Source organism: Altericista sp. CCNU0014 (genome assembly GCF_044923475.1).
GTDB lineage: Bacteria > Cyanobacteriota > Cyanobacteriia > Thermosynechococcales > Thermosynechococcaceae > JAAURS01.
The window spans coordinates 374,044-395,992 of record NZ_CP137338.1 but is presented as its reverse complement, the minus strand read 5'-3'; the positions used below and the strand labels follow the sequence as shown (position 1 = coordinate 395,992).

Sequence of the window (21,949 nt, the reverse complement as noted above, 5' to 3'; positions counted from 1 at the left end):
AGGGGTAACGTTGACTTACTCTTCATGAAGATATATAAAGCAATGTTCATCTTCGTGAAATTCAGGGAACAGGCAAGAGAAAAGCAGGCACTATATAAGTATCTAAAGCATGTATTTCTAAACACATCTATCAATACATTCTTCAATGTATTCGATGGGGATGAATTGATGGGTACCGATTGAACTTTAGATATCCAAGATGCATACACCTCCATTTCTGTTTCCGTCACAGGTTTTACGTTGCTTACTCTAAGCTGTCACGGTGGCCTGCTGTTCCCCTCTTCCCTTTAGTGACTAGCCATGCTTTCAAACCAACCCTTTAAGCCGCACCAAAACCAGACATCTACATGGATACAGCTGCTCCAAACTAACATTCAGGGGTGGATTCGCCAAGAGATTATCGATGAAGACCCCTGCGACGAAGAAAATGTGGCAGCTCAAGCACTGTACGAGCAATTTCAAGCTTTAGAGATAGAGGAAGAACCTAGGGCTTACGGTTATTTCCCTCAACGCTCTCCAGCTGGCCTGCGGATGTGAGCGTTTCCTCAGCGTTTCAGCAGTAAGTAATAGAGTTGACCGGGTGTATTAACTACGCCTGCTTTTTCTTTGGCTTTGGCACCCGTCCCCATAAATATATCGACTCGCCCCGGAGTTTTGATTGCGCCCCCGGTGTCCTGATCTAAGGCAAAGTGGGTTGCGTCGCGAAATTCGAGGGTTTTCTGTCCGTTGTAGTACGGCAGGCGAGTTTGAAGAACGGCTAACGCGCCTGGCGGCATCAGGGCTTTATCGGTGGCAATGGAGCGCTCGGGAGTTACGGGGACGCCTAAGCTCCCCATTGCAGGTGCGCCATAGGTTTGGGAAAAGAAAATAAACCGATTGTTGCGCGGAATGTACGCGTCCAGCTCGTTGGGATGGGTCTGAAAATATTGGCGGAGAAAGGGCAAGGACAAGTCTTCCTGTTTCACTTTTCCCGCCTTGACGAGTTCTTTGCCAATGCTGACGTAGGGGTAGTTCGTCTTGCTAGCAACACCGACGGTCATTATTTTGCCATTGGTTAAGGTCAGCCTTGCCGAACCTTGAACTTGGACGAGATAAGCCTCCAGGCGATCGCGCAGCCAAGCCAGTTCCTGTCCTCGCAGTCGCCCGCGATGCCCTTGAAGTCCGTCAGCTCCCTCCAGTTGGAGCCGGGTGGGATGGGGCTGGGGCCAACTGGCAAAATCTTGGGGCTGTCGATAGATGGGGTAGCGATATTCTGCGGTCGGAACGGTACTGGCCCGGTAGGTGGCCTCGTAATAGCCCGTAAAATCGACGGTACCGTTGCCATCTTTGCCGATGGATTGATAAATTGCAAACTCTCGTTGGACCGCTTCAGAGAGGGCCTTGGCTGAGGCGGAAGTTTGCAACAACTGCCGGAATCGGAGCAAACTTCTGCGAACTCGATCCTGCGTAATGCCGGGCACGGCATAGTTTCGATAGGCCGCCCGAGCTGCACCAGTATCGATATAGCGCAGGCTGCGATCCACCGCCTTGAGGAGATTTTGGCGATCGCCCTTCCCCCCAGATGGATGCTGCCAAAGCTGTGTGTCCGGCCCCAGCTGAAACGGCATCTGCGCGGAACTGAGCGGGCGGAGAGGGACTGGCGCTGCCAGCAAGGGCATCGCAACCGCAGCCTGTCCCCATAATGCTGCCGTCAGTGCAATTCTAGAAATCCGCTTCGCCATTACGCGCCTCACACGCCAAACACAACTCATCGGCCCTACTGCCGCGCTCGGCAGCCCAGACCGAACTCATCTTAATAGTGTTCGACGCTGGACGTAAAGACGGGTTCCACTCGCAGGGCCAAAATGCTAGAAGGACGAATCACCATGTATTCGCCTTGCACGGTCTTCATCGGTAGATTGATAAACTCCTTAGAGTCCGTTCTCGGCACCAGTTCGTTGCTGTACCAATGCTGAAACTCCTGAATCGTCGCAAAGCGAACCTCTTCGCGGTGGCCCCCTTCCATGAGAACGTGTACCGCAAATTCGCTCGGTGTTCTTGCCATTCTTTCCCTCCCGTCAAACGCTTACCGAACTCATTATGGGCAAAAATGGCTGCGAAAACGTCAGGTGCTGCGCGATCGGGGACGAGTTTTTAAAATTCAAAGCTCCGAGAAAGGTCGCGGCCTCTCCCAGAGCTTTTGCCTAAATCGGCTAAAAGGATTCAATTAGAATAGCGCTCGGCCAGATCGGCTAAACCTTCACCCCTTAATCTTTCTCAACTAATTGGAGATTTCAGGTCACCTTAGAGCTACCTGAAAGAGACTCCCATGGGTGCAGTAAGGGTAAGATTGCCAGGTTGCCGAACGCTACTCTTCGAGAACGAGACAGATGGAATTATCAACAGCACGTATCCTCTTTGAACTTGAGTTGGTATTTGGCTGTTCGATCTGCCAGGGAAGCTTTCTTGCTTCACCTTTTTAGTATAGGGGTCGAGCTTGACAGCGTCAGCAAACCGTCAGCAAAGTTGACAGAAGCGGATTGGAGACTTCGCGATCGCAACTTTTCCGCAATCTCAACCTAGCGGCAAAAGGCACGGGCATCAGGCGCGGGGCACTTCCGACTTGAGGCGACGCTCCATCAGCGCTTCGACGGCTTCTTGGGGCGTAATTTGTCCGTTGAGCAAGCGATGCACCTGCTGCGCGATGGGCACCGAAATTTGTCGCTGCTCGGCCAGTTGGATCAGCACGTGGGCCGTATTGACCCCCTCGGCAGTGCCTTGGAGGTGGGCTAAAATCTCGTCGAGGGCTTTGCCCTGAGCCAACTGGTAGCCTACCTGATAGTTGCGACTCAGGGGGCTGGTGCAGGTGGCCAGTAAATCCCCCAGCCCCGATAACCCGTAAAACGTCTCCACTCGCCCGCCCAGGAGCGTCCCCACCTGAACGATTTCCGGCAACGCTCGCGTAATTAACGCCGCTCGCGCATTTTGCCCCAGTTGGAGCCCGTCGCAAACCCCCACGGCGATCGCCACTACGTTCTTGAGCGTCCCGCCCAGTTCTGTTCCCAGCCGATCCGTGTTGGTATATACCCGAAAGTTTTCCGAGGCAAACAGATTTTGCACCGCAGTAGCGGCAGATCCATCTTCGCTGGCCGCGACCGTCGCGGTGGGCAACCCGCGATCGATTTCCTTGGAAAGGTTTGGCCCAGACAGCACGACCATTGGATTGTGTGGAAACGCGGCATGCCAGATTTGGGAAGGGGTTTGCCACGTTTGAGGATCTAACCCTTTGGTCGCGCTGACCAAGATGGTTGCGGGAGACAGCGGCAGCGCCTGGAGGCGAGTCGCCAGGTCCTGCACTCCCTGCATGGCGATCGCGATAACGATCGCAGGGACAGACCCTTGATGCGGGGCGATCGCATCCTCCAGAGCAAGCTCTCCCCGGCGGGACCAGACCCGAACTCGATGACCTTTCGCGCGCCCCAAAGATGCGAGGGTCGAACCCCATACTCCTCCGCCTAAAATCACTAGAGAAAGAGGATCCGGAGCCATATTAACAAGGTCTGTCGCGATCGGTGATGGCATGGCGTGTCGATAAAGCGATTCTACAAAAAGCTCACCTGCTATTAACCCATATAATTGGACATCGGCTCAGGCAAGGGAAGGAATTAGACAAGCGAAGGAATTGCTATCCTAAATGGATGAAGACTTTAGTATTATCGCGCACTACTCCGCCAAAGTTTTTGACATAGCCTACAGTTTAAATGGGTCGATTTAACCGCCGCCGTACATGCATAACCTCGCATTAAACCTTACTTAAACTGTATTCCGAAACCTATCGCAGAGCCTGCCCAACTCTTTCTTTCCTACTTCAATGCAATAAAATCACCAATAAATCGACCTTTTTTTAATTTTCTTTTTCAAACGAAATTATACTTATAAACCTTTAAATCTTCATGAATCAAACAGTGACAAAATCGATTCGCGTTCAATTCGAGCGACAGCTTCAAGAAATTCAAGACGACGTATTGCGCATGGGTGCCTTAGTCGAACATTCCTGCTGGCTGTCCCATCAGGCACTGTTTCATCGAGACTTGTCTGCTGTCGACGCGCTCAAGCAGCACGATCGCCAAGTCGATTTTTACTATCACCAGATCGAAACCAACGGACTCAAACTCTTGGCACTTCAGTCTCCAGTGGCCAACGACCTCCGGCTCATTGGCGCTATTATGCAGTTGGTCCGAGACCTAGAGCGCATCGGCGACTACGCTGAAGAATTAGGGGAAGTGGCCCTCAAGTTACTGCCCTATCCCCCGCTGCCCTACATCGGCGAAATCGAAAACATGTCTAACATCTGTCGGACGATGCTTTCTATGAGCCTCAGCGCCCTCACCGAGCTAGATGCAGAATCTGGCGAACGGCTGAAACTGAAAGACGATGAAGTAGATGCCTGCTACGCGAAGGTTTACGAAACCCTGGCCCAGGAAACCAACGTCCGAGGTTCGGTCGAGCCGATGTTATTGCTAACCCTAGCCATTCGCGCCCTAGAGCGCATGGCCGATCATTCCACCAATATTGGCAGACGGACCTCTTACATCGTGACGGGAAAGCGGTAGAGCGTCCTTTTCAACCTCAAATATTTGACAGTTGAGCCGCTGTAGGGAACTATAGGGGTATTGGGTCGCGAGGGTTGTGAAGCGCCTCGCACTCTGGATTCTAGGGTCAAAAGAGAGGCCGTAACGCCGCAAAGCCCCTTGTACGACGGGATTTGCCAAGTCAATGTCGCTCTTGCGCCCATTATTTCGCTGACGGCCCCTGTTCTGGTAACTGGCCCGTCAATTGGAACGACTTTTGCCGTACCCGTCGCTCACGGCTAACAGTTTTAGATTCAGAGTGCTGCGACAATGCTCGACTCAGCGGCTATCTCCGACAGACTTTTCGTTTCTTCCCATCTTTTCGCATGGGAAATCCAGTCAGAGATAGGCTTCATACCCGCTATAGGGTTCGATCTCCCATAACGCTGCTTGGGAAAAAGATGGCCTATTGCCCCTGCAAGACATTTTTAAGGATCTAACGATACATGGAATTTTCAATTAGTGCCCTACTGTCGAGCTTTGCAGAAGACAAGTTAGTTGCGCCTAAGGCCTTGGAGAAAAAGCTAGAGTGCGATCGCCCGGAAGGTCTTCAGCAGCTAGAAATTGCACTAAATGCTTTAGAGAAAATCGGGATTTTGGCAAAGGAGCGCGGGAAGTATCGGCGCGTGGCTGAAGAGGGGGTGGTCGAGGGGAAGCTGCGCTGCTCGAGCAAGGGATTTTGCTTTGCCATCCAGGAAGGAGAGGAAACAGAGGATATCTATATTCGCGAGAGCCAGTTGCATTCCGCTTGGAATGGCGATCGCGTCCTCGTGAAGGTGACGAAGGAAGGACGGCGACGGCGCAGCCCGGAAGGGGAAGTGCGGCTGATTTTAGAGCGATCCAATCCCTCGGTGATCGCCCACGTGCGGCGCACTGATGCAGGGAGCTACCGTGCCGTGCCCCTAGACGATCGGTTGCTGTTTGAAATCGAGCTACTCCAGCAAGATTCCAGCCCTTCCCTAGAGGAAGCCGCAGATCATTTGGTCCACGTCGAGGTGTTGCGCTATCCCTTAGGCGCGCAGTTGCCCTTGGGCCGCATTAACCAAGTATTGGGCAGCGATGCTCAATCCGCCGCCGATACGGAACTGGTCTTTTGCAAATACGACCTGCCGCGCCGTTTTAGCGAGTCGGTCGAGCAGGCAGCCCAAGCCTTACCCGTCAAGCTCCGCAAGGCCGATCAAAAAAGTCGAGCAGCTTTTCAGAAGCTGTTTACAGTGGCCGTGGGCGATGCCAGCATCGGTCTGGCCAGTCTCGACCATGCTCTGTCTTTAGAAACCAACAAAGACGGGACTTGGCGGTTGGGCGTTCACATCGCCGACATCCAGTCCTTTGTCAGCACAGACTCCCCCCTAGACCAAGAGGCCAAGCGACGGGGGACCACCATTGGGCTGGCCGATACCCTGGTTCCCATTTTTCCAGCCGCTGTTGCAGAACGAGTGGGTGCTTTAGTGACCGAGCAAGAGCGTCTGGCCTTATCCGTCCTCATTACCCTCAGTCCGACGGGCGATGTGATGGCGTTTGAAGTGCAGCCTAGCGTAGTGCAGGTCGATCGCCAAATTAGCTACGAACAGCTTCAGGCGATCGCCCAGCGACACCACGACCCCACCCCAAATTCTAATATTGCAGACCTCACAGACCTCTACGACTGGGTCGATCGATTTCAGGAGGTTGCCCAACAACTGCGCGCTCGACGTCACGAGCGCGGCGACTTCGAGTTAGTCATGATGCCAGAAGTTCACCCCCGCATGTTTGGCGATGACGGTCGCTTTGGCGTCATTGCCGACGCGCTGCCTGCCACAGGGCGACAGACGGTTGCAGAAGCGTTAATTTTAGCGAACTATTTACTCACCACTCACCTTCAGGCGTTAGGCGTTCCGGCGTTGTTTCAGGTGCAAGCCTCCCCGGACGCTCAAAAGCTTCAGGATTTTCTGAAGTTGCTGGAAAATTCCGGCTTGGCCATGACTCTGACCCAAGAAAATACCGTTCTCCCTCAGGATTTTCAAAAGTTTGCCGAAAAAATATTGCCCCTCGACACAGCTCCTATTTTATTCGAGCTGCTGGCCGAAACCCTAGAGCCAGTGGACTACAGCCTCCAATCCGGACCTCACTTTGGGCTGGCCTACGTCCGCGACTACGGACAGTTTACCTCGCCCCTCAATCGCTACGCCGACCTGCTGAACCTGCGGATTTTGAGTACGGCATTGACCCACGGTCGCGATCGCAAGAGCGCCCGTTCTAAAGAACAGGTCAATTTGCGCCACAGTGCCTGTCACGGCCAAATTAGCTGGAACGTATTGCCTCCAGAGCAACAGCGCGAGATTGAAAGCGCCCTAGCGGAGGTAGTATCGCCCCTCAACGAACAAATGCAGCTCATCCGCCAAGCAGAGCAAGACTTCTTAGGACTCAAAAAAACCAAGCAGATGCAGCAACGCACGGGCGAAATTTACCAGGGCGTCATTACGGGGATTCAGTCCTACGGGTTCTTCGTACGCTTAGAAACGCTGTTGGTGGAAGGGTTAGTCCACGTCAGCTCCCTCAAAGACGACTGGTACGAATATCGCGCGCGCCAGCAGACGCTCATCGGGCGCAAAAATCGCCAGCAGTATCGTCTCGGCGATCGCGTGGAGGTAGAAATCAAGAGCGTGGACTACTACCGCCAGCAAATCGACTTAGCGGTGGTGGGCGGCGGCTCGGAAGCCTCTGACGAAGACATCCAAAGCGAGGGAGCGGAGTGGTCCGAGGGCTATACCGTGCCCTACGAAGAAAGCAACAGCGATTTCGAAGAAGAGGAATAAGGCGATCGCCAGAAAAGCGGATACCGTGTTATTGGGGTGTAAGGCCTTACACCCCTAGGAAATAGAGTCAATTTTGACGTGCTTGTACTGATAGAGATAGAACTTCATCGCCAAGGGACTCAGAACGCCAAAGTAACTGTCGAACATCTCTCGATCGGGCAGGTTATCGGCCAACTGGATGCTGTAGGTATTGCCTACCTCAATCCCGACTAAAAGCGCTAGAGCAAATGCCAAACTTTTCGCAAAACAACGCATGGTTTCAGGTTCAATATCTCAATTGGTCTTGAACCCCCCTTTAACCCAAATCATCCAACCCTTGCGAGGCCGATGGCGATGATTCGAAAGCTTGCCTGAAGCTGAGAGGCAATTTACTTCCTCCGTAGGATAACAACTAAACAAAACTGTTGCAACACCCCTCTTCAGCGTTGTTCAGCGCTCCAAAGGACTATGAAGAGGGATGCTGTTCTAGATAGGCCGCGACGGTTTGTACGTCTTTGTCGCCCCGACCGGAGCAGTTCAGCACGATGCGGGGGCTACCTTCGAGTTGGGGGCAAAGGGTTTCAAAATAGGCGATCGCGTGGCTGGTTTCCAGGGCAGGAACGATCCCCTCCAGTTGAGAGAGGCGCTGTAGGGCGGCGATCGCCTCGGCATCCGTCACGCTGTAGTACTCGGCGCGGCCTGAATCTTTGAAGTAGCTGTGTTCTGGCCCTACACCGGGATAATCTAACCCCGCGCTGATGGAATGGGCTTCTTGGACTTGGCCGTCGTCATCTTGGAGCAGATAGCTCATCGCGCCGTGCAGGACGCCGACTTGACCGTGGGTGAGCGTAGCCGCATGGCGTCCCGTTTGGACGCCCTCCCCTGCGGCTTCAATGCCGATCAGCCGCACGGAAGGTTCTTTAACAAAATCGTGAAATAGGCCCATGGCGTTAGAGCCGCCGCCCACGCAGGCGATCAGAATATCCGGCAAGCCACTCCATTTTTCCTGACACTGCCGCCGCGTTTCTTCGCCAATAATGGCGTGGAAGTCGCGAACCATCATGGGGTAGGGATGCGGGCCTGCCACGGAACCCAAAATGTAGTGGGTGGTTTCGACATTCGTAACCCAGTCGCGGATGGCTTCGGAGGTAGCGTCTTTGAGGGTACCCGTCCCCGCTTCCACCGGACGGACTTCCGCACCCATCAGCCGCATTCGAAACACGTTGAGGGATTGGCGCGCCATGTCTTGAACGCCCATATAAACGACGCACTGGAGGCCAAAGCGGGCGCAGACCGTAGCGGTGGCCACGCCGTGTTGCCCCGCTCCGGTTTCGGCAATGACGCGCTGTTTGCCCATGCGTTTCGCCAGGAGGGCCTGGGCTAAGGCGTTGTTAATTTTGTGGGCACCGGTATGGTTGAGGTCTTCGCGTTTGAGATAAATTTGCGGGCCGGAGCCGTCGGGACGCGCGTAATGTTGGGTGAGGCGCTCGGCAAAGTAGAGCGGGCTGGGGCGACCCACGTAGTCGCGCAGAAGCCGATCGAGTTCGGATTGGAAGTCTGGGTCTTTGCGGTATTGATAGTAGGCTGCTTCGAGTTCGCTGAGGGCGGGCATCAGCGTTTCGGGGACGTACTTGCCGCCAAAGATACCAAACCGACCGAAGGCGTCTGGGAATTGAACGGTTTGAGCGGTCTCGGATGTTTCGGACAGAGAGAAGGGGGTCATGGTCACGGCGTTTTCCCACAAAGCGAACCTTTGCCAATTCTATCGAGATGCTTCCGCTTTTTACGAGGTCGGACCAGATAAAGTTCGATCGGGTTCGGGCGATCGCGCCGATCGCCATTGCAATTTTGCTTTATGCTGCTAGCGCGGGATGGGGCGATCGCAGGCTGCAGAGCAGGCGATCCCAACCCAGGACTCGCTATACTGAATCAGGTCTGCGATTAGAAGAGGCGCGCAGCGCGCGCAAGTTTAGGAGCGCTCCATGAATCAAAGTTCATCTCAAGTCTTTCCAGTGCGCTGGCAAGCGCTAAAGCCATGGCTCGCGACGATTGCCATCATTTGGTTGCTAGGCTTTGTTGGGCTGGGCTGGCTCGTTAAATCGTTCTTGTTTCTAATCGCCTTTTTTACCCTCGTGCCGATCGTGGCGTTTGTGGGGCTGCAGTGGTGGTTGACCCGCAATTTAGTCCAAGGCGCCTGTCCCGTATGCCAGGAGAACCTCACCGCGCTGAAGCGGTCTCAAATGACTTGTCCCAGTTGTGGCGAAGCCCTGATGCCTGGGGATAGAGGTTTCGAGCGATTTTCCCAGCCCGGAACGATCGACGTAACGGCTGTCGAAGTGATGTCTCAAGTTGTCGAAGACGACGATTGAGCCGTCCTGCCGCGCCAGCGAACTAGAGGAGCTTGCACTGGGCCTGATGGCGCAACAAGTGATCGCACAGGACTAGGGCCACCATGGCTTCCACCATCGGCACGGCGCGGGGCAACACGCAGGGATCGTGACGGCCCTTTGCGGCCAAGACCGTTTCTTCTCCGGCCTGGTTGACCGTATTCTGGGCTTTACCGATGGTGGCAGTCGGTTTGAAGGCCACCCTCAAAATAATATTTTCGCCATTGGAAATCCCCCCCTGGATCCCCCCAGAACGATTAGTGACCGTGCGAATGCGTCCGGCCTCGTCGGTATAAAACTCATCGTTGTGTTCTTTGCCCGTCAGGTGCGTCCCGGCAAAGCCCGATCCAATTTCAAAGCCTTTACTGGCAGGGAGAGACATGACGCCTTTAGCAAGGTCGGCTTCGAGCTTGTCAAAAACCGGGGATCCCAATCCCATCGGTACGTTACGGGCCACGCATTCCACTACGCCGCCAATGGAGTCTGCATTGCGGCGGGTTTCATCGATGAGCGCGATCATTTTTTCGGCATACACCGGATGGGGGCAGCGCACGATATTGCTTTCCACCTGCTCCAGCGTAACGGTATTTGGGTCGATGGGGGCTTCTAAGTCTTTAATCCGGCGCACGTAGCCGATCGCCTCGACGCCAGCGACCTGCTGAAGGATCTTTTTGGCGATCGCCCCTGCCGCAACCCGGCCAATGGTCTCCCGCGCCGAAGAACGACCGCCGCCCTGCCAATTGCGGATGCCGTACTTGGCATCGTAGGTCGCATCGGCATGGGAAGGACGATAGACCGTCGCCATCTCGTCATAGTCTTGAGGCCGGGTATTTTTATTGCGGACCAAGATGGCAATGGGCGTCCCGAGGGTTTTGCCTTGAAACACCCCCGAGAGAATCTCGCAGGTATCGGACTCATCCCGCGGCGTGGTCACGCGGCTCTGCCCCGGACGCCGACGGTCGAGTTCGAACTGAATGTCCGCCTCGGATAGCTCCAGCAATGGCGGGCACCCGTCAATCACAACCCCAACGCCGCCGCCATGGGATTCCCCAAAGGTTGTCAGCCGAAACAAATGCCCAAATGTATTACCCATACAGCCTTGAGAAACAGTCGTTTGCGCGCGCAGAGCCGATGCCCTGCTGTTCCACTATCGCATATCAAACGTTGCCTCAAGTGCGCCGCAGTCGCCTAAATCATCATACCCGGAACGCAATACCTCAAGTCCCTCGAGCGGACTCGGTTTGCGGCGACAAGAGGGACGCCTGCTGCGGTTCTCTCTGGTCTAACACTCGGTCGATTTGCTGCGGAGATAGATGCGTCAACTCGCAAAGCCAAAGCTTTAAGGTTTCTGGATCGATGGTGGCAGCAGAAGAAAGCGAGTCTGATTTAGGTTTTAAAGGATTATTCATAACGAAGCCTTATCTTAAAATAAACTGTATTTTGCAAGTGCTGACTTTTTAGGGTTCCCCAGTAAAGAAGCATTACAACCTCTAGAAGGTTCCCAGCTCGAACCACTTTTGCTGACATGGATGGATCGCGAAGAGCCGGATGTCCTGCAGCGCTTACGCTCTAAGCTACGGCATTACCAAATTTTGTGTATCCCCTGAACGGCAGAGGGTAGACTGAGAAAAATGTCTGCGAAATCATGCCTGCCTCTGATAACGCGATCGATTTAGAAGCGCTAGCGTGGCTAGACTGTCTGATTTTGAACCAGACGGGCGATCGCCTTTCCGAACTCCAGCGCACCCTCATAGAGCAAGTTTGGCAAGGGCGCACCTATCCAGAAATTGCAGATCGGTATGGCTGTACCGAAGGCCACGCCAAGGATGTTGGATCGGACCTGTGGAAACTGCTCTCGGAGATCCTGGGCGATCGCATCACCAAGAAAAACCTTCGCATCGCGCTTCTGCGCCACTGGCCAGCCCACCCCAACGCCCTTGCAGTTGAAATGCTGGCGGAAACTTCGGCGTTTGTGGGACGGGCGGCGGCGATCGCCCATCTCGACGCCCTCGTGGCCCAAAAAGCCAAGGTCATCGCAATCCAAGGGGAAGGGGGGCTCGGCAAAACGACCCTGGCCCAGCACTACCTCCAAGCCAAGGGTTTTGAGATGGTCTTAGAGTTGCTGATGGCCAAAGAATCCCAAAACATCGCCCCCGTCGAACGGGTTGTCGAAGAATGGTTGAAGCAGGACTTTCAAGACGAAACGGGATTAGGATTCGGGATTGCCCTAGAACGGCTCAAACGCCACCTCCGCCAGCGCCGCGTTGGGATTTTAATTGATAATCTAGAGCCCGCCCTAGACGCGCAGGGTCAATTTTTGCCCCACCACCGTCATTACGTCGATCTGCTGAGCGTGCTGGCCAGCCCCCAAGGTCAAAGCGTCACCCTCCTGACCAGCCGCGATCGCCTCTGCGAACCATCCGTTACCGTCCACCACTATCGCTTGCCGGGGCTAGCCCTCGGCCCTTGGCAGCAGTTTTTTGCCTCGCAAATGCCCGTGTGCGAAACTACCCTCCAGGCCATGCACCGTGCCTACGGCGGCAATGCCAAAGCCATGGGGATTTTAGCCGGAGCCATTCAATTCGAGTACGATGGCGATATGGCAAGCTACTGGCAGCAAAGCCAAGATGCCCTGCTGGCCCCCACGGATCTTAAAAATCTCATCGACAGCCAACTGTCCCGCTTGCAGCAGCACGCGCCCGCTGCCTATCAGCTCTTCTGTCGGCTAGGCTGTTACCGATACCAGGACGTTCCGACCGTGCCCCTAGGCGGCGTATTGGCCCTGTTGTGGGACATTCCCGAGCCGGAACGCCGAACGGCCCTCGTCATCCTCCAAAACCGATCCTCGATCGAGTCTCGCAAAGGCTCCTACAGCCTGCATCCGGCCCTACGGGAAGCGGCGATCGCCCGTCTCAAGCCTTCCCCGGACTGGGTGACAGCTCATACTCGAGCAGCAGCCTTCTGGCAAGATCGGGTCGTTTCCATTCAAACGACGCAAGATGCCCTCTATGCCCTAGAAGCCTACTACCACTACCTAGCCATTCAGGACTACGCCAAAGCGGGACGGGTCATCCTCAAAAGCCGCCTCAATCAATGGAATCAGCACCTCCCCCTCGGCAGCACGCTCTACCGCATGGGATTGCTGCAACCGCTGCTCGACGCCATTCCCACCGTCCTCGCGCAATGTCAGGACGACTACACCCTCAGCGAACTCCACAATATTCTCGGGGATGTCTACTGGATCTCGGGACGGTTATGGGATGCGATCCGCGCTCAAGAGGCGGCCCTTCAGCTTTCCGCCACGGCCCTCGATCGCTACCCCGAAACGCCAGAACACCAAAAAGCGCGGTATTACTACACGATGCTGGGCATCGATTCCCGCCTCAGTATCGGGCTGTACTGCCTGGATCTGCGGGAGCTAGAACGCGCTGCGACCTGTTTCGAGCAGGTCATCGTCCAAGTTCGCGGCACTCAGTACGATCGCTGGGCGGAAAAAGCATCGGTCTGTTTGGCGCTCGCTCACTCTCTGTTAGGTCAATCCCAGGCGGCTCACCAAAAGGCCGATGCCATTTATCGCACTCTCTTTTTCGAACGTCCTCTGGAAAATCGCGGCAGTGCGGCCTATTTCATCCAGCTTCTGGGCCAAACTTACGCGAACTTGGGACAGTTTGAAATCGCGCAGACCTTGTTTGAGAAGGCGCTGTCTTTTTCCGAATCCAGTCACTACACCCAAATTCAGGGCAAAAGCCTGACGGGCCTTGCGATCGTGCAGCGTCAAGCCGGAGATCTACCCACAGCGATCGCCACTCTCCACCAAGCCATCCAACTTTTAGAAAACCTGGGCGCTAAATGCGACTTAGCCGAAGTCTACTACCAGCTCGGGATTGCCTATCAAGCCGCAGCCAATCCTGAAGGCAGTGCGGCGCTCAAACAGGCGATCGCTCTGTTTGAATCGATCGGCGCGCCCCGACAGGTGGCAAAGGTTAGGGAAAAATTGGAACTGACCCCACCTCACACCTCACCTCAAACCCCGCCTCAAACAAAAAGACAGGACTGCCGTAGGGCCTGAATTAATAGCTTTTGATAGGCTCTGCCCCCGAGGGTATAGGCTCCAAACCGAGCCAGATGGGGATTCATCAGTTGAGCGTCGAACATCAGGTAGCCGCGCGATCGCAGGTGCTCCACCAGCTTCACCATCGCGACCTTAGACCCCTCCGGTAGCGCGTAAAACATCGACTCGCCGATAAACATCCCGCCAATGCTAATTCCCAAAATGCCGCCCGCAAGCTGACCTTCGGACCAGGTTTCAAAACTGTGCGCCCAGCCGGCACGGTGCAAGGCCGCATAAATTTGCATCAATTCTTCAGAAATCCAGGTTGTCGCGCGATTCGCACAACCCTCCACCACGCCCTCAAAGTCTCGGTTAATTGCCACGTCGAAGCGAGTTTGATTCAGCGCCCGTCGCAGCGATCGCGGGACGTGGAAGCGCTCGTCCAGTGGGATTAGCGTGCGCTCTTGACTGGTATACCAAGTCAAATCCGACCGATCGTCTTCCGCCATCAGAAAATAGCCCTGACGGTAGCCATCGATAATGGCCTCCACATCAATCCACATACCGGCAATCCTTTGGCATGATGAGAGGGGAATGTACTGTCCCTAAAGATGACACCAACCCAGCCCGATTACAAACCCTCTGGCAATATCTGGATCGAAATCGCGCGCCTTCTGCGCTGGGATAAGCCCGAAGGCCGTCTGATTTTGATGATTCCGGCTTTATGGGCGGTGGTCCTCGCCAGCTCTGGCAAGCCGCCTGCGATTTTGGTATTGGTCATTATTGCAGGAACTATCGCCACTAGTGCGGCGGGCTGCGTCGTCAACGATCTCTGGGACCGTAACATCGACCCTAAGGTCGAGCGCACGAAATCGCGTCCCCTCGCCGCGCGGACCTTGACGCTACGAGTGGGCGCTATGGTGGCGATCGTCGGATTTATCTGCGCCTTTGGCCTGTCGCTCTATCTCAATCCCCTCAGTTTTTGGCTCTGCGTGGCGGCAGTGCCCGCGATCGTGCTGTATCCCGGTGCCAAGCGCGTGTTTCCAGTTCCGCAGTTGGTCTTGTCCCTCGCTTGGGGTTTTGCCGTGTTGATTAGCTGGAGTGCCGTCACGGGAAACTTGACCCGAGGAACTTGGCTCCTGTGGGGCGCAACGGTGTGCTGGACCCTAGGGTTCGACACTATTTATGCAATGCCCGACCGACCCGATGACCGACGATTGGGCATTAATTCCAGCGCTTTATTTTTTGGCAGGTATGTCGAGAAGGCGATCGCCGTTTTCTTGACAGCAACCGTAGCGCTCATGACAGCGCTCGGTTTTGTCTTGCAGTTGCGTTGGGGCTACTGGACAGCACTTGGAGTCGGCGCGCTGCTATGGGGCCGAGAGGTATTGATATTGCAGCGCTCCGATCGACTTCCAACCCCAATGTATGGCAAACTCTTTCGCGAAAATGTCTGGATTGGCTTTATTTTGCTGGCTGGGATGATTTTAGGATATCGAGTCTGAACAAATCCAAAAGAGAACCCAGAAAGCCTTTAAAGCGCTGCATCCCTGCCGCAAAAGTTTTGAAATACCGACGACCGCGCAGCCAGCCTAGCTTTCGCAGTCCAGGCAGGCTTGGAGTTCGGTGCTTTGAAGTGCATCCAACGCCAGCGCCAAGCCCACATGAATTAAAGCCAGTTTGTTGCGCACATCGGGCTGGAGATGCTGAGCTTCGGTTTCCAAACATTCCAGTAGCGTCGCACCAACACAAAGATTGTGAGATACCGTTTCGAGTATTTCTGAAAGAAGATGATTCCCCACCGTCGAGCTCCTGTTCAAATGCTGAATTTCTGGACCTCTCTCTATCTTCAGGGAGACGTCTCTGCAGCAACACCGCAAAAATACCGATTTTTGTATGCATAAATCCTGAAGACTTTATTAAGGTCAGGTAGGGGGATGACTGCCAAACTGCACCTTATCCGAGTAGGCTAACTTGTCGATACTGGGTTGCCGGGCGGCCTGCTGGGCGCGAAGAGATTGAAGAAAACGCTCGCGGTTGAAGCTTCTTGGGTCTCTCCGGGTACCCGTGCGATCGACGGTTTTGTGGTAGGTAATTCTGGCTTCAGGCACTTTGGTATAGCGCACGAGCCAGGCTAAAGACTGATATTGCGCGACCGTATATCCACTGTGTCTGTCTGCATTGTTACGGCCATCTGCGGGGGTCTCTAGGGAAAAGTGATAGGCAAAGTTATTGACGGAGGCTGGAACCTTGGCATTGGTTTGCACGGTTTCTGGCCCACTCCCGCCCGTAAAGACTGAGTTGCCTGCCCCAAAGGCGCGATACTTAAAGGGCACTGTATGAATAACGGTACCGTCCAAAGCAATCAGGGCGTGATAGCTGACCTGATTTCCTTCTCCGCTGTAGTTGGGCACTTTAAAGGTGTTGACAGCACTCTCTGCCGAACCGACGGTTTCGTGAATGACGACGATGAGGGGGTTATGGAGCGGGGTTCCGTAGGCATCTTGACTGACGCGCTCGCCATAATTGGTGGGATATGCCCATTCCACGCGCTGGCGCGGCAGCTTGTTGCTTTGCGCCAGTATGGGTTGGCTCCACTGCAACACCAGACAGGTGAAAGCAGCTAGGGCGATCGCCCCTAAAACACTCGATATTCGCCAAGATTGAGCGGGTTTCACAGGGTTTTCATCCGCGAATAAGCTGGGGGTATTATAGGATCTTCCCTGCCTTACAAGCAGAAAAGCACCCAACACCTTTAGGGACGATCGGCGCGGTGGTAAAGCAGTTTTCGCAGCGGTTAGACAGAGCAGCCACCTCTATTATTTTGTTATTGGGAATTCCCCTGGCGCTGCTCCTGTACGCGGGCGATGCGACCTATCCCAAGGTGCGTGCCTTTAGCTGGCAAGATCGTTCCGTTGGGGCAGAAGACATCGCGTTTATCCTGACGTTCAACCGCCCGATGAACTGGGATAGCGTCGCGGCAAACTTAAGCATTGTGCCGCCGCTACCGGGCAAATTTAGCGCCTCTGGACGGCGGTTTGCGTACACGCTCCATCAGCCCATTCCCTACGGTCAGACCTTTCGGCTGGCGGTACGGGGTGCAACGGACGGTGCGGTGGGTCAAAAAACTTCGCAGCGCGCGATGCAGCCCTTTGCGAGCCAATTTCGCAGCCGCGATCGCGCGTTTGTCTACCTCGGCGTGGGCGGTGCAGAGGATGGTCGTCTCGTGTTGCGCAACCTCACCCAGCAACAAACGACCGTTCTGACCCCAAAAAACTGGGTCGTGACAACCTTTAAGCCTTACCCAGAAGGCGATCGCATTCTCGTGGGGGCAGTGGAGCGCGGCGCGGCGCCCGCAGGAGCCTTCGAGCAAAAACTGTACGCAGTTTCAACGGGCCTGGGTGCAGAGACCGCCGGACAAACCAAGCTATTGCTGGATAATGCGGACGCCCAAATTTTGAAATTCGATCTCTCCGCCAACGGCAGCGCCATTGTCTTACAGCGCTACGGACGCAGTAAGCGAGAGCCTGTGAGCCTGTGGACGCTAGCGCCAAACGGAACCCTGCGATCGCTCGAGACTGCCGCTGCCGGAGAATTTCTGGTCGTGCCCGATGGATCGGCGGTGGCGATCGCCCAAAACAAAGGCATCGCCATCGTGCCCATTGCCCCAGAAGCCGACCTCAATCGCATTGAGTATCTGCCCCAACTCGGCACGACCATCGGCTTTTCGCGAGATGCATCCTCAGCCGCCATGATGAAATTCAATCCCAACGGCACGCGGTCTTTATTTCTCGTGACCGATCGAGGCGTTCAGAAAGAATTGCTCCAAACCAATGGCTACATTCTAAAGGCGCAGTTCGATCCCACCCATCAAAAAGTCTTTTGTCTTTACACCCAACTCGCCAGGGGCCGAGATCTGCGCCCAACGTTGCACCTCAGCGCCATCGAACTCAACACCCGAGCGCGCGAGGACTTGGTACGGCTTCCCGGCCAGGCTAGCGGTCACATGAGCCTCGCGCCCGATGGTTCTCAGCTTTTATTCGATGCGGTAGAGGTCTCAGAGCAGCCGACCACTTCCCTTTTGAAAGATGCAACCGGACAAGCGATCGCCAAAAGCACCCTATGGATTTTGCCCTTAGATTCGCGATCGCGACCTAAAGCATCTCAAGCCATAGCGCAACCCTCGGCATTATCCTTGTCCGGCACGCAACCCTACTGGCTTCCGTAAACTCCCCCCTTCCAGGCGACCGCGTACACACATCTTGCATAAAACCTATGAACCCTACATTCGCCCCCCTAGCCCCCCAATTTGGGAGGAACTAACCCTAGTTTTCGGATTTCTCCCCCCAGAATTGGGGGGGTCGGGGGGGCTAGCGCAGGGTATTTGAGACTTGCGTGTACACCGTAGCCCCTTCCACGGAGAGCGCTAACTTCAAGCAAACGCGAGCGGACTGGGTTTATCAATGCAGAACCCTTGCGCGTAATCGACCCCGATCTCGCGCAATTGCTTGAGAACGGATTCGCGCTCGACGCATTCCGCGATCGTCTGAATGCCCATCAGATGGCTCAAGCGGTTGAAACTATCCACCATTGCATAATCGATGCGATCGTTATCGATATCTTTAATAAAACCACCATCGATTTTCAAGTAATCCACTGGAAGTTTTTTGAGATACGCCAGAGAACTCATGCCGCTCCCAAAATCATCCAGGGCAAACCGACACCCTAGCTTTTTCAAGGAATGAATGAGGAGGGCAGCTTGGTCGAGATTGGCGATTGCAGTGGTTTCCGTAATCTCAAAACAGATATTCTGAGGTGGGATATTGTACTCCGCAAACTGATCTTCCAAAAATTCTAGAAACTCTCCGCTGTTCACGCTACCGCCAGAAAGATTGATAGTATACAGTCCATTGCGCTCCGCACAACCGCGATCGATAAATTCTTGGCGGTATTTGCCATATTGAGAAAAGAAACTACGAATGACCCACCGATCGATCGCCGGGATGAGATGGTAGCGCTCCGCCGCAGGGATAAATGCCATCGGGAGGACCAACTCGCCAAATTCGTCCACCAATCGCAGCAGTATCTCATAACGATCGGTTTCGGTACCCTTCATCACTGGTGCGATCTTTTGAAAATACAACTGAAATCTATCTTCTCTCAAAGCCCGATCGATTTTTGAGATCCACTGGATTTCATTGCGATGTTGGACGAGCTTGAGGTCGTTGCTGTGATAGACGTAGATGCAGTTTCGGCCCCTCTCCTTTGCAGCATAACAAGCAGCATCTGCGGCACTCAACACCGTATTTAAGTTTTGACTGTCGGCATTAATTTCTGCCAAGCCAATGCTGACACCAATGGTAAAAACCTTTCCCTGCCAGATGAATTCAAACTCTTGGATGCGCTGCCTCAGGGATTCAGCAACCTGTTCGGCTTGGGCAAGGGAGCATTGATGGAGCAAAAGCCCAAATTCGTCGCCGCCCAAACGCGCAAGCGTATCCGTCAGTCTCACTCTTTCTTGGAAAAGCCTCGTGACCTGACACAATAATTCATCCCCAGCAGCATGACCGCAAGTATCGTTGACGGCCTTGAACTGGTCCAGATCTAGAAAACATAGAACGTGATTTTGTTTCTGAGACCGCGCCCCCACAATTGCATCGGTCAGTTGGCGCTCGAACGTTCTGCGATTAAACAATCCCGTCAAATCGTCGTGGTTTGCTTGCCACGATAATTGCCGAGCCAAGTAGCGGGATTGAGTCACATCGTGAAAAACAAGAACTACACCTATAATTTCACCATTACTGGCTCTAATGGGAGCTGCCGAGTCTTCGATCGGATACTCGGTTCCATCCCTTGCAATCAAAATCGTGTTTTGGGCCAAATTCGCAATTTGACCGGACCTTAATACTTGGTGGAGCGGGTTTTCTACCGTTCGACGCGTAATTTCGTTGACAATATTAAAAACGTCTGTCAGAGGCAAACCTTTGACTTCATGGGTCTTCCAGCCCGTGAGTTGCTCTGCTACCGCGTTAAAATACTGAATATCTCCTTTAGCATCCGTCGTGATCACGGCATCGCCAATTGCCTCTAGCGTAATTTGAGCCAGCTCTTTTTCCGCAAAAAGCTTTCGTTCGATAGATTTATGTTCTAAGATTTCTTGCCTGAGATTTTGATTAATGCGCTCCAATTGGGCCGCCCGATGGCTCATACAACCTTCAAATTCTGCATTGATGCGAAGAACTTCCGATTCTGCCTGCTGCCGAGCTAGCCACGCACTTTTGGCAGCATCTAATAGTTCGGCTTGGTGAATTGCGAGTTCCACGTAGATCGCGAGTTTTTGGAGAAAATCAACTTCCGATGGCTTCCATTGTCTTGGCGCGGAACATTGTTGAATCGAAAGCAGCCCCCAGATTTTTGACGATTTTACAGATACTCCTTTTTCAAAGGTCAGACCTGGTGTTTGCATAATCGGAAATACCAGATTTGCTCGGATACCAAAACGAGCGAGAAAATCGACATGACAGGGACTGAGTTCGCTGGCATAGATATCTTCTGTACTTTGAAATCGATCGTTGCTGAAGGCATCTAAGTAATGTTGGCTGAGACACGGATCGTAAATGGTTTGACCTAACATTGATGGAATTGCTTCAGCCGCAGACTCTATCACGACCGAGCCGCGATCGTCAGGCTCGAATTGATAGATCGCGACTCGCTCTACAGCAAGCAACTGGCGGACTTCGCTAACGGTTGTTTCTAGAATTTCTTCTACATCCAAAGACCGACAAATCTTAAGAGTAGTCATTGCAAAAATGCGATCGTGCTCGGCCTTCTCGTACAGATCGAAGCTCTGTTCATGCACTTGTTGTTCCAGACTGCCTAGATTGTTTCTCTGCATAATTCCCCCGAAACTCTGATTCTGTCCTCATAGATTTCCCGGATCTTTTGGGTTTTTAACGGCTATTTCGTTAAAAGTTTCTTCGATCTATAAACTTTGTTTAAGCTTTTTTACATTTTCAAGAATGACGAGCGATTCTGTTTCTTTTTGGGTGCAGAAGATCGTACATACATCTTTAAGGGAAATTCACAAGTCAGCAAAATATTTCTTTATATTTTGAAATTGCCTCAACGCGCAGTCCGAATTTTCGCGTTACGAGACAGGCTGACAGGGCTATTCACAGACTATTCTGTACGTGTATGAGCGAAGTGGCTATCCGACCTGAATCGCAAACAATCGTCGATATGCGGGCGCTCGATCCTTGAATGCCCTACAAAGAATGCCCTACAAACGTCTCTGCTTGCCGAGAACCTCTTCAATTTATAAATCCCGTTCGAAAATAAACTGGAGGGAAAACTTCCAAGGCACTGTAACGATCGCCTTAAATCCCCTGCCGCTAAGCCGCCGATAGGCGATCGTCCCAAGAGCCGTTAATTAATAGATGCCGTTTTGAATCGACATTCAACCATCCGGCTTTTTGAAAATCTTTTAACATCCGGGTCACTGAAACCCTCGTCGTACCGATCATCTCCGAGATTTGCTGGTGGGTTAAGCGTACGTTTAGACGCATCCCTTGAGGCGTCTCCTGTCCCATTTCTTGGCACAGAAACTGAAGCAGCGCCCGCAGGCGATTCTCAATGCGACGCTCTCCAGTAATGGCCAGTAGCGCTTCCGTTTGCTGGAGTCGGCGAGTCATTTCTGGGTACAAACTTTGCGCCAATCGGGGCGTTCGATCGATCTGCACTTGGTCTACTCGCATCACTAACACATCCGTGAGCGCGACTGCCTCGTAAGAGGTGAGTTGAGAGAGTGGCAAGCCAAAGGGCATGGATGGGTGCAGCAGTCCCAGAATGCTTTCATCTCCGCTGGAATAGAGCATGTTCAATTTTACTAACCCGCGATACACGACGAGAATCGTCTCTCTCTCCATCGGGATAAATTGACCTTTTTTAAAGCCCATGGCGTTGCGATCTCGATAGAGGTCTTCGAGAACCTGACAGCAAGATGGGGAAGAATGGGTTCGCGCTCGCGTTAGATCGAACACAGGTGGTCCTATACAGAACTCGTTGCCTGTATTCTATATCCATTCCATCAAGCTCTAGCTGTACGCACTAAAGTACTGAATTTTTCAG

Annotated in this window: 19 protein-coding genes; 7 read left to right on the top strand and 12 right to left on the bottom strand. The window is 53.6% G+C overall.

The features are described from left to right. Window positions 1-300 precede the first annotated feature (300 nt). A complete protein-coding gene (locus R6H26_RS01980; protein ID WP_404787873.1) occupies window positions 301-537 on the top strand; it encodes a hypothetical protein in 237 nt (78 codons plus the stop codon). A gap of 8 nt (window positions 538-545) precedes the next feature. On the opposite strand, the gene R6H26_RS01975 is transcribed toward R6H26_RS01980, so the two are convergent. The 3 genes from R6H26_RS01975 to R6H26_RS01965 all read right to left on the bottom strand — a co-directional run bounded on the left by R6H26_RS01975 (window position 546) and on the right by R6H26_RS01965 (window position 3,528). Next, window positions 546-1,721, bottom strand: coding sequence for a murein transglycosylase A (locus tag R6H26_RS01975; protein WP_404787872.1), 1,176 nt, complete (start codon window positions 1,719-1,721; stop codon window positions 546-548). A 71-nt stretch (window positions 1,722-1,792) separates the two neighbouring features. After that, on the bottom strand, window positions 1,793-2,044 hold the full coding sequence (locus tag R6H26_RS01970; protein WP_404787870.1) for a hypothetical protein: 252 nt from the start codon (window positions 2,042-2,044) through the stop codon (window positions 1,793-1,795). A gap of 536 nt (window positions 2,045-2,580) precedes the next feature. After that, window positions 2,581-3,528, bottom strand: a complete 948-nt coding sequence (locus R6H26_RS01965) for an NAD(P)H-dependent glycerol-3-phosphate dehydrogenase (protein ID WP_404787868.1) — start codon at window positions 3,526-3,528, stop codon at window positions 2,581-2,583. 404 nt (window positions 3,529-3,932) lie between these two features. On the opposite strand from R6H26_RS01965, the gene phoU reads away from it, so the two are divergent. Further along, on the top strand, window positions 3,933-4,592 hold the full coding sequence (gene phoU, locus R6H26_RS01960) for a phosphate signaling complex protein PhoU (protein WP_404787866.1): 660 nt from the start codon (window positions 3,933-3,935) through the stop codon (window positions 4,590-4,592). A gap of 464 nt (window positions 4,593-5,056) precedes the next feature. Next, on the top strand, window positions 5,057-7,405 hold the full coding sequence (locus tag R6H26_RS01955; RefSeq protein ID WP_404787864.1) for a ribonuclease R family protein: 2,349 nt from the start codon (window positions 5,057-5,059) through the stop codon (window positions 7,403-7,405). A 54-nt stretch (window positions 7,406-7,459) separates the two neighbouring features. Here R6H26_RS01955 and R6H26_RS01950 read toward each other — a convergent pair whose 3' ends face one another. Next, window positions 7,460-7,660 carry a hypothetical protein gene (locus tag R6H26_RS01950; protein WP_404787863.1) on the bottom strand — a complete coding sequence of 67 codons (201 nt, stop codon included), beginning with the start codon at window positions 7,658-7,660 and terminating at the stop codon, window positions 7,460-7,462. A 190-nt stretch (window positions 7,661-7,850) separates the two neighbouring features. Continuing rightward, entirely contained in the window at window positions 7,851-9,107 is a 1,257-nt protein-coding gene (gene trpB, locus R6H26_RS01945) for a tryptophan synthase subunit beta (protein WP_404791177.1), read from the bottom strand. A gap of 259 nt (window positions 9,108-9,366) precedes the next feature. Between trpB and R6H26_RS01940 the strand changes: the two genes are divergently transcribed. Beyond that, on the top strand, window positions 9,367-9,753 hold the full coding sequence (locus tag R6H26_RS01940) for a hypothetical protein (RefSeq protein ID WP_404787861.1): 387 nt from the start codon (window positions 9,367-9,369) through the stop codon (window positions 9,751-9,753). A 22-nt stretch (window positions 9,754-9,775) separates the two neighbouring features. Here R6H26_RS01940 and aroC read toward each other — a convergent pair whose 3' ends face one another. Both aroC and R6H26_RS01930 read right to left on the bottom strand, forming a co-directional pair. Continuing rightward, window positions 9,776-10,864 (bottom strand): chorismate synthase, encoded by a 1,089-nt coding sequence (gene aroC / locus R6H26_RS01935; RefSeq protein WP_404787860.1) that lies wholly within the window; start codon window positions 10,862-10,864, stop codon window positions 9,776-9,778. A 124-nt stretch (window positions 10,865-10,988) separates the two neighbouring features. Beyond that, a complete protein-coding gene (locus R6H26_RS01930; RefSeq protein WP_404787858.1) occupies window positions 10,989-11,180 on the bottom strand; it encodes a hypothetical protein in 192 nt (63 codons plus the stop codon). 236 nt (window positions 11,181-11,416) lie between these two features. On the opposite strand from R6H26_RS01930, the gene R6H26_RS01925 reads away from it, so the two are divergent. Then, window positions 11,417-13,840, top strand: coding sequence for a tetratricopeptide repeat protein (locus R6H26_RS01925; RefSeq protein ID WP_404787857.1), 2,424 nt, complete (start codon window positions 11,417-11,419; stop codon window positions 13,838-13,840). Here the strand turns inward: R6H26_RS01925 and aat are convergent. Beyond that, window positions 13,807-14,385, bottom strand: coding sequence for a leucyl/phenylalanyl-tRNA--protein transferase (gene aat / locus R6H26_RS01920; protein ID WP_404787855.1), 579 nt, complete (start codon window positions 14,383-14,385; stop codon window positions 13,807-13,809). The genes R6H26_RS01925 and aat overlap by 34 nt on opposite strands. A gap of 48 nt (window positions 14,386-14,433) precedes the next feature. Between aat and R6H26_RS01915 the strand changes: the two genes are divergently transcribed. Further along, window positions 14,434-15,327: a 4-hydroxybenzoate solanesyltransferase gene (locus R6H26_RS01915; protein ID WP_404787853.1), complete on the top strand. Its 894-nt coding sequence runs from the start codon at window positions 14,434-14,436 to the stop codon at window positions 15,325-15,327. Between the two features lie 87 nt (window positions 15,328-15,414). Here R6H26_RS01915 and R6H26_RS01910 read toward each other — a convergent pair whose 3' ends face one another. Together R6H26_RS01910 and R6H26_RS01905 are read right to left on the bottom strand one after the other, a co-directional pair. Beyond that, complete coding sequence (locus R6H26_RS01910) at window positions 15,415-15,624, bottom strand: hypothetical protein (protein WP_404787851.1); 210 nt, start codon at window positions 15,622-15,624, stop codon at window positions 15,415-15,417. 123 nt (window positions 15,625-15,747) lie between these two features. Beyond that, window positions 15,748-16,500, bottom strand: coding sequence for an N-acetylmuramoyl-L-alanine amidase (locus tag R6H26_RS01905; RefSeq protein WP_404787849.1), 753 nt, complete (start codon window positions 16,498-16,500; stop codon window positions 15,748-15,750). A 95-nt stretch (window positions 16,501-16,595) separates the two neighbouring features. Here R6H26_RS01905 and R6H26_RS01900 point away from each other — a divergent pair, with 95 nt between their 5' ends. After that, a complete protein-coding gene (locus R6H26_RS01900; RefSeq protein ID WP_404787847.1) occupies window positions 16,596-18,050 on the top strand; it encodes a hypothetical protein in 1,455 nt (484 codons plus the stop codon). A gap of 204 nt (window positions 18,051-18,254) precedes the next feature. Here the strand turns inward: R6H26_RS01900 and R6H26_RS01895 are convergent, their stop codons facing one another. Both R6H26_RS01895 and R6H26_RS01890 read right to left on the bottom strand, forming a co-directional pair. Then, window positions 18,255-20,624, bottom strand: coding sequence for an EAL domain-containing protein (locus R6H26_RS01895; RefSeq protein WP_404787846.1), 2,370 nt, complete (start codon window positions 20,622-20,624; stop codon window positions 18,255-18,257). A 589-nt stretch (window positions 20,625-21,213) separates the two neighbouring features. After that, on the bottom strand, window positions 21,214-21,861 hold the full coding sequence (locus R6H26_RS01890) for a Crp/Fnr family transcriptional regulator (RefSeq protein WP_404787844.1): 648 nt from the start codon (window positions 21,859-21,861) through the stop codon (window positions 21,214-21,216). Window positions 21,862-21,949: the final 88 nt, after the last annotated feature.